We start from the raw sequence: 8,426 nt of genomic DNA on the forward strand, positions 1-8,426 counted from the left end.
CGCTCCTGCGCGTCGCGCAACTCGGTCCAGCCCTCCTGCCAGATCCATCGGCGGATGCGTTCGTCGAGCAGGTCGAAACTTCGGGAATCAGTCGAGCCGGAAGCTGGCGAGTTCATCGTCACCGTCGGTGGGTGAAGCGGGAACGTTGGACGTGCTGCCACCGTCGTCGCGCTCGATGGTCAACGCATCGATCAGATCGCGCCAGTCGCGCCCCGGATTCTGCTCGAGGACGGCGAGGAAATTGATAAACGCCGTGATCGTGGTTCGCGGTGTACGGAAATACGCCTCGCCAAGACGCGCCGCGCAGTGCTTCATGAATGCCGGGATCGCTTCTTCGGGCACGAGCGCCTTGCTGGCGTCCCCGAAGGCATACACCATCCGGATCTTGTCGAGCAGCACGTAAAAGTCTTCCGGCGTGAGGCTTGCGAGCCTGATGACAGGTCCGCTGTAATCGACCAGGCCGTTAGTCGCAAACGCGTTCTCGGCAAGACGCGATTGCAGTGCGGGATAACTGTAGAGGCCGCGTTTGGTATCGAGCAGAAATTCGGGCGTGCCGCCCAGCACGAAACCGAGACCAACAGCCGAGCCCTGCAGCGAGTCGTTCAGGATGCGCAGTATCTGTTCGTAGTTCGAATTGCGCGCCGACACGTTGGACAGCTTGTACAGGTTCACGAGTTCGTCGAGACAGACCATCAGGCCGCTATACCCTGCCATGCGCACGAAACGGCCGAGCAGCTTCAACTGGTCGTAGATGGTTGCATCGTCGACGATAGTGCGAACACCGAGCGCCGCGCGAGCGTCGGTGCGCGTTGAGAATTCGCCGCGCAGCCAGCGGACCGCGTCGCTCTTGAGTTGTTCGTTGCCATCTTCGAAGCCACGGCAATACGCTGCGATCACATCCGAGAAATCGTAGCCGTTGACCATCTCGGTCAACTGGCTCAACTGGGCGCGGATTACTTCTTCGCTGGTCCTGCCCGAGGCCTTCGCTTCAGTCTTCGCCTGTCCGATGAACTTCTCCACCACACCCGCCAGCGCGCCGCCTTCGGGCTTCGTGCGTGTGGACATGTTCTTGACCAGCTCCGCGTAGAGCGAACGTGCCTGGCCGCCAGACGCATGCAGCCGGCGGTCCGGATTCAGGTCGGCATGCACGGTCACGAGTTTCTTTTCCAGCGCGATCGCGCGCACGAGGTTCAGGAAGAACGTCTTACCCGCGCCATACTCGCCCACGACGATACGAAAACTCGAGCCGCCATCGGCCACGCGGTCGATGTCCTTCATCAGCGCGTCGAGTTCCCTCGCCCGGCCGACCTGGATCAGATGTTGCCCAATGCGCGGCACCACGCCGGCGCGAAGGGATTGCAGGACCGCGTCACGGTCCCTTGGGCGAATCGTTGTCATGCAGCCAGCCTTTGAGCTAATTCCTGATTGATTTCTACCGGGTCATCCCCGTCTGTCAGCGGCTCGTCCCAGTGATCGAGCGACGCCTCGTTGACCTGTTCCATAGCGCCATCGAGCATCAGGTCGAGCTTCGATGCCGCGTCCTCCAGCTCGGCCCGCGTCCACGAGACACGCGTGACGAGCAGGCGCAGGAAGGTCGAGTGGGCATCGTCGAGTCCGATAAGCGGCGGTTGCTCCGGCTCGGCTGCTTTCGAAGCCACCGGGGCGTGCTGCTCTTCCACGAATACGTCAGCAAGAATCGCCGATACCCGTGCCGTTTCGTGCTTCAACGCCGCGATCCGCGCGGGGTCGAGCGTAAAGCTCGCTGCAGGTTTCGCAGTGCCCGCGTCCTGATGCAGGGCGCTGTAAAGACGCTGTGTATCGATACCCATCATCCGGTACACTTTCTCCAGCGCCTTCACTTTTTCCCGCGATACAACGTCATCCGCGTTGGCCACTTGCACGAGCAATGCCGCAAGATCGTTTCGAAGGTTCGCGGCCAACGGCTCCAGCCGCTTCCTGAATCCTGCAATCGCGGCACGCTGCGCAAGCTGCACACGGCTTCGCGCTTTCAACCGCAGCTTAAGTTCTTCCGATGCCTCCGGCCACGTGCCGATCCGATTATCGATCGCCGAAATTCCGGCATCTGACGCGGTGCCGTCGGCCACGGCCACGGCTGCGGCGAGATCGATCATGACGGTTGCGACTGAGTACGCGTCATCGGCAAGCAAAACGTCGGCCCCGGCCGTCGTGGCAAACAGCGCCAGCGCATCACCCGGTTTCGGCGTGCGGGCGCCGAGCCTGACATCGGGCTCGATCGCAATACCGGCCTTTGACAGCACCGTGCAAAACGCAGTCATCTTGTCGCGCGTCACGTTGCCCGTGAATTTGAATCGCCCGAGAATTTCGCCGAAAGTCGACACGCCGATTTGCCCGTGCCGGACTTCGTCGGCGAGCGCATCGAGCGCGTGCTGCATGGCGTCCGGCCACAATTCGATAGGCAACATCAGCGTCGCATCGAGCGTTCCCGCCGCGCCCGGAAACCTGCCCAGATAGCGGCTATATGAGTCGAGCGCACTCGCCGATTCGTTCATCAGCGATTGCAGCCGGCCGCGCGGCCCGTTGATTGCGCCGATATCCGGCAATCCGACAAGGAACCCCGGCACCGGCAAGTTCCTGAGCGCGCTGAACGCAGGATCGGGCCGGACTTCAAGCGTCGTGCGATTCACCGAAAGCAGCATGCCGTTCTTGAAACGCTCGGCGTACTTGCGAACGAACACCTTGTCGAACTCTTCGGGGCAACGCGTCACGGCCGCACGGCGCACGAGCAACGGGTCCATCTTCGCCCAGGCGAGCGCCCAGCCGGCGGGGACAGGGTGTTTATCGACGGCGGCTTGTGCGAACGCGACGCGCACGTCCATGGGAACCTGATAGCCGATTGCCATGCCGCGCGGTGCGGGTTTGTTATACATCTTTCCGTTGCGCGATGACATCAGCCCGACCGATTCAAGCAGATTGCGCAAATGCTTTTGCCACGAATAATTTGCATCGATGTTCAGCAGACGGCGCAGTTCGCGCGCGATATCGGCGAATTCGGTTTCGCCGACCTTTCCTGCCGCGCCATCCACGAGCACCCGTCGCTCAAGACCGTATAGATAGAAAAACAGGTAGCCGGTATGGATGTCGGATTTCTTGCGGTCCGAGCAGAGCCATTCCAGATAGGTCCGCCGCTGCTCGGCCGTCAGCGTGCCGTAACTCAATTCCTTGGAACCGAGCGCCGCGATCTGATTCGCGCCCATGTCGGCCACATCGGCGCGCGGGTCGATCACGCACGCTTCGATTGACCGGGGCGTCGAGCGGTGCACATCGCCGAGATAGAACATGCCGCCGGAGATGGAGGTATCGCCGATCTCGACGGTTTGTCCGGGAGCAATCCACGCTACAGAGGAGGCCGAAGCATTGCGTGGCGGCTTGATCCCGTGGCCCGTCGCGACTGGATTTTCCGCGATGGTCACTGATATCAACGCCTCGTCGTCGCTATCGTCATACGCGCCGCGGTCGTTGTAAGCGCCGGAAGAACTCCCCATGGATTAAGCAGGCCCCTCGTGAACAATGTGCCGATTGTATGAAACCTGTGTTGCGCGTCTTGCCGGGAATTGCTTCCCGCGAGACCGTGAACCAGCAATTTCCTGTTGATTATATTACTTATTCTCCGTTTTCACCGTGGTCCCGAACCGCCGCGCAGCCTGCTGCCGGGCGGTTGAGCGGCTGGAAATTCCGCGAGTGCAAGGCGCCCTTTCGATCTGGCTGAAAACTAGGCTGCAATCAACGTGACAATCGACTTCGCGGCCAACGCATTGAAAATGCCGATCCCCGATGGGCATGCAGCCTTGCGCCGATGGTACGACGAGGTATCGGCGAGGCCTGGAGCCCAAGCTTAGGGCAGTACAAAAAGCAGCATTTCGCTCGATGCTCTACTGTATATAACGCGTAGTTTCACCCTATTTCTTCTGGAGATTTCCATGTCACGGACAATCAAATTTGCGAAAGCCGGTGGTCCCGAAGTGCTCGAATTCATCGATACCGACGTCCCCGCCCCCGGCCCCGATGAACTCCGCATCAACGTAAAGGCAATTGGCCTCAATCGCGCGGAATCGATGTGGCGTCTCGACGCATACATCGAGCCCGTCAAGTTTCCGGCAGGTCTTGGCTACGAGGCGGCCGGCATTGTAGATGCGGTCGGCAGCAACGTCGCGGGCTTTGCGCCCGGCGACAAGGTGAACGTCATTCCATCGTTTTCGATGAACCAGTATTTCACCTATGGCGAGACGATCATCGCGCCGGACTATGCGGCCGTGAAGCATCCGGAATCTCTTTCGTTCGGCGAGGCTGCATCGGTCTGGATGATGTTCGTCACGGCGTACGGCGCGCTGGTCGAAGATGCAAAAGTGACCAAGGGCGATTTTGTGATCGTGCCTGCGGCGTCGAGCAGTGTGGGACTGGCCGCCATCCAGATTGCCAACTACGCCGGCGCGACGTCCATTGCGCTCACGCGCACCGCCGAGAAGAAACAGCAATTGCTCGATGCAGGCGCGGCGCACGTGATCGTCACCGACGAAACCAGCCTGCTCGATGAAATCATGCGCATCACCGACGGAAAAGGCGCACGCGTGGCCTTCGATCCCGTCGGCGGTCCGAACTTCGCGAAGCTGATATCGGCATTGTCATTCGGGGGTATCGCGTACATCTATGGCGCGCTCAGCGAGGACGTCACGCCGCTGCCCGTGCTCGAGATGATCGCGAAGGTGCTGACGGTGAAGGCGCACAACATCTGGCTGACGAGCGGCGACGAAACCAGCAGGAAAGCGGCCGTCGAGTATGTGCTGAAGGGTTTCGAGAGCGGCGCGCTCAAGCCGGTCATCGACCGTACTTTCACGTTCGATGAAATGGTGGACGCGCATCGTTATCTGGAAACCAACGGTCAGTTTGGGAAGATCGTGGTTGAGGTTTGAAGCGGGGCCGCGGCTCGTGAACCGGAAGCAACCTCAAGATTAGCTGTCGAGGCTCATCGGCCTGTCTCCCCCGGGAGGCAGGCCGAAAAGCTTTCTTACCGCATTCAAAAAGGCGCCGTACGGACGCCCCAGGACGAGCATCATGACAGTTGCTCCCAGAATCCCGAGCCATAACCCGCGCCCGGAAGCGCCGCTCACCGCGATGATCGCAGCGTAAATCGGGACCTGGAAGCTCACAAGCGCAACGCTGTCCCAAAGAACCTGCGACAGCCGGTTATCGGATCTGGCATGTCGCATGACGTAGTCCCGCCAGACGCCATACGGGCGCCCCACGGGAACCATCAAGGCGGCGCCCAGCAGCCGTGCATGCAGGACCTGATCCCAGTTCATCCCCGCGATAAACCGCTCGTTGATAAAACCCGTCGTGGTGAAGAACAGGATCAGAGCCGTTGTGTCCGCAATAAACGAGCGCCTGCGATGAGACTTGTCAGTGAGTTCAGGCATATGAGTAATTGACGGCAACAGTCCGCGAACGATACCAGCCCGGGTCGAGACCTGCTGACGTCATGAAGGCGCATCGCGCGGTTGCGCTTGGCACGCGCCTCCGATCAATGGCACTATTAGCGCCACCCTGCTTGATATCTGCCTAGCCGAATCATTGATTTGGAGAGATCGATGGCCGAGACACCGACTTCCCGTCCGTCAGCAGTCCGTTCGCTGGTGCTGATTGCGATCATCGTGATTGCATTGATCGCGGCCTTCGCCTATACGGCCGGCTGGCTCACGCCCGGGCGCCTGACACCGGCGAAGATCGTCGACAGTCTGGCGCCTCCGGGCGGCGCGGCGCTCGGTTTCCGGCGCAATCATGCCAAGGGCATCTGCTTTACCGGCAACTTCGAATCGAATGGCGCGGCGGCCGCTCTCTCCAAAGCGCCGATGTTCACAGCCGGCTCGTATCCGGTCACAGGCCGCTTCAACCTCGGTACGCCAGATCCCAAAGCGCCCGATGCCACGGTTCGGGTTCGTGGCCTCAGTCTGCGTGTGGTCGCGCAGGACGGAAGCGAATGGCGCTCGGCCATGATCGACCTTCCTTTCTTTCCCGTCGCAACACCCCAGGCCTTCTACGGGCTGCTTAAGGCATCGGCCAACAAGAAAGACCCGGATGCCATGAAGAACTTCATCGCGGCGCACCCGGAATTCGGCGTATTTGCCAAGTGGGCCGGCAGCGCTCCCTGGACGGGTTCCTATGCACAGGAGCGGTATAACAGCTTGAATAGCTTCGTCTTCACCAATGCTGCAGGACAGGACCAGACGGTGCGCTGGTCCTTCGTGCCCGCCGCTCGGCCCGAGGCAATATCCGCCGATCAGTTGAAGGCACGTGACGCCGACTTTCTCGCCGCGGATATCACGCAACGCGTTCAGACCGCGCCCCAGAAATGGACGATGGTCGTCACACTCGCCAATCCCGGCGACCCGACCGCCGATCCCAGCAAAGCCTGGCCGGAAGATCGACGCACGGTGGAGGCCGGCACCCTTGTGGTCAATGCGATCGAACCCGAGCCTGACGGCCCGTGCCGCGACCTGAACTTCGACCCGACGGTTCTCCCAAGCGGCATGCATGTCTCGGACGATCCGTTTCCTGCAGCTCGCTCAGCCGCCTATGCCGTATCGTTCGATCGGCGGACCGCCGAGGACAAGGACTATCCGCGCCATCCGGCAGGAGGAGCCACGCCATGACCCCGACCAACGGTCGCTTCACACCGCTGCAACGCGCGCTTCACTGGCTCATGGCAATCTGCATCCTGGCGATGCTGTTCATCGGTGTCGGGATGGTGTCCACCATTCGTCCCGATTATCTCTCGCTGGTGTCCATCCACAAGCCGTTGGGTATCGTGATCCTCGTGCTGGCGCTGATCCGCCTCGCGGTCAGGCTGACGCGCGGCGCACCGCCGCTGCCGGCATCCATGCCGGAACCCATGAAACTCGCCGCCCATCTCTCGCATATCGCGTTCTATTTACTGATGATCGGGCTGCCGCTGATCGGATGGGGCATGCTCTCTGCCGCGGACTATCCTGTCGTGGTGGCCGGGATTCATTTGCCGCCCATCCTGCCGCACAGCAACCTTTTGCACTCGCTGCTGTGGAATGCGCACAGGGCGCTCGCGTTATGCTTTTTTGCGTTGATCCTATTGCACCTGGCGGCTGCGCTTCTGCACGCGCTGGTGAGACGCGACGGGGTGTTTGAAGCGATGGCGCCATGGCGCTCGGCGCGCGAGAGGCGGGCTCCCGGCGATCGATGAACGCGCCGCCCTGAACCCTTACACCTCTCCGCAATAAACGAAGGCATTCGCAGACCCCAGCCCGGGGCAGACCGGCGTTTTCGGTTTACGCAACTTTTTCACGCGCGCACGGTTTGGCGCAGATACCGGCGCTCGCTTTGCCGGCTGCGGAGTCGATGACCGTCACCTTGCACACACCCGCGCGACGCAACGCAAACGCGAAGACGCCGCCAGTCTGCCCGCCTCCAACGATGACGACGTTACAGTCAATGCCGGGATGATCCGGCACCCAGTTGCCGGGTTCAGGGTCAAGCACACGCAGCGTGGCTCGCGCGTTTGCATCGAAGTATTGGCTACAATCCCCATCACCTGCGACGATAGAAAGCCGAGGTTTCGCATAACTTGCGGGTGACTGGAGGACTTATCATGTTCGAGAAGACGGGTTGCGGTTTAATCGTAGTGTGCGCTTTGATTCCTTTACGCGTCGAAGCACAAACCGAGACGAATATGGCGGTGCTGAAGGGATTAGCGCCTGTTACCGTGTTGGAAAATACCCCGGCTGGCAAGGCGGCGCTTGGCGCCAATTACACGGTCACCGGCGGCATTCAGACAGGCGCGATCCGGCAGCCTACGTTGCTTCCGTTCAATGATCAGCAGCAGCAGTCCCTCCGGGACGCGTTCATCACCGACGGCAACCTTGCCGAACTCGCAGACGGTCTTGGTACGACCCTCGGTGCGGCCTATCAGGCTCGGGCTCACTACGACGATCGCAAGACCTATACAAACGTGTCGCAGGGGATTGCTGACCTTATCAAGTACACCAACGCCACCACTGGCGACGACTCGAATTCGGGAAAATACTTTTTTGCCAACGCGACGACGGATGGAAAGACACCGGTATCCGCAGACGCCAGGAACGTCCTGAAAAGCATTGGTGGCACACCTGATCCGTTTGGCACGAATTACGGCCGCCCCGCCGGGAGCGCCAACGCCGACGCTTATGGCGACTCCCGGCCATTCCAGACCGAGCATAGTCAAGAGCACATCGTTGGATTCGATTACTTCCATGTCCCCGCTGACAATACCGTCTACAACCAGGGGCCGGTCATGAATCTCATCGACAGCCCGTCCTTCCCGAGCGGCCACACGACGTATGGCTACATGGGGTCCTTGATCCTGGCCGAACTCGTGCCGGAGC

At 60.8% G+C, this 8,426-nt stretch carries 8 protein-coding genes; 4 read left to right on the forward strand and 4 right to left on the reverse strand.

The genetic code is table 11. From position 1 onward, the window contains the following. Window positions 1–87: 87 nt before the first annotated feature. The gene (locus ACFFAR_RS17205) at window positions 88–1,398 is read right to left on the reverse strand and encodes a BREX system ATP-binding domain-containing protein (protein ID WP_174363523.1); all 1,311 of its coding nucleotides are present in this window, start codon (window positions 1,396–1,398) and stop codon (window positions 88–90) included. After that, window positions 1,395–3,524, reverse strand: a complete 2,130-nt coding sequence (locus tag ACFFAR_RS17210) for a TerB N-terminal domain-containing protein (protein ID WP_174363524.1) — start codon at window positions 3,522–3,524, stop codon at window positions 1,395–1,397. Before ACFFAR_RS17210 ends, ACFFAR_RS17205 begins: the two co-directional genes overlap by 4 nt. Before the next feature lie 435 nt (window positions 3,525–3,959). On the opposite strand from ACFFAR_RS17210, the gene ACFFAR_RS17215 reads away from it, so the two are divergent. Next, the gene (locus ACFFAR_RS17215; protein ID WP_174363525.1) at window positions 3,960–4,949 is read left to right on the forward strand and encodes a zinc-binding dehydrogenase; all 990 of its coding nucleotides are present in this window, start codon (window positions 3,960–3,962) and stop codon (window positions 4,947–4,949) included. Window positions 4,950–4,988: 39 nt separating this feature from the next. Here the strand turns inward: ACFFAR_RS17215 and alaE are convergent, their stop codons facing one another. Then, window positions 4,989–5,453: an L-alanine exporter AlaE gene (gene alaE, locus ACFFAR_RS17220; protein WP_174363526.1), complete on the reverse strand. Its 465-nt coding sequence runs from the start codon at window positions 5,451–5,453 to the stop codon at window positions 4,989–4,991. A 171-nt stretch (window positions 5,454–5,624) separates the two neighbouring features. Here alaE and ACFFAR_RS17225 point away from each other — a divergent pair, with 171 nt between their 5' ends. Both ACFFAR_RS17225 and ACFFAR_RS17230 read left to right on the forward strand, forming a co-directional pair. Then, window positions 5,625–6,686: a catalase gene (locus ACFFAR_RS17225; RefSeq protein ID WP_174363527.1), complete on the forward strand. Its 1,062-nt coding sequence runs from the start codon at window positions 5,625–5,627 to the stop codon at window positions 6,684–6,686. Then, a complete protein-coding gene (locus tag ACFFAR_RS17230; protein ID WP_174363528.1) occupies window positions 6,683–7,249 on the forward strand; it encodes a cytochrome b/b6 domain-containing protein in 567 nt (188 codons plus the stop codon). Before ACFFAR_RS17225 ends, ACFFAR_RS17230 begins: the two co-directional genes overlap by 4 nt. A gap of 85 nt (window positions 7,250–7,334) precedes the next feature. Here ACFFAR_RS17230 and ACFFAR_RS17235 read toward each other — a convergent pair whose 3' ends face one another. After that, entirely contained in the window at window positions 7,335–7,544 is a 210-nt protein-coding gene (locus ACFFAR_RS17235) for an NAD(P)-binding protein (protein ID WP_174363529.1), read from the reverse strand. Between the two features lie 110 nt (window positions 7,545–7,654). On the opposite strand from ACFFAR_RS17235, the gene ACFFAR_RS17240 reads away from it, so the two are divergent. Beyond that, the coding region (locus ACFFAR_RS17240; RefSeq protein WP_375508180.1) for a hypothetical protein at window positions 7,655–8,426 on the forward strand (772 nt) is incomplete at its 3' end.

Origin of the sequence: uncultured Caballeronia sp. (genome assembly GCF_964243625.1) — a bacterium.
Taxonomy (GTDB): domain Bacteria; phylum Pseudomonadota; class Gammaproteobacteria; order Burkholderiales; family Burkholderiaceae; genus Caballeronia.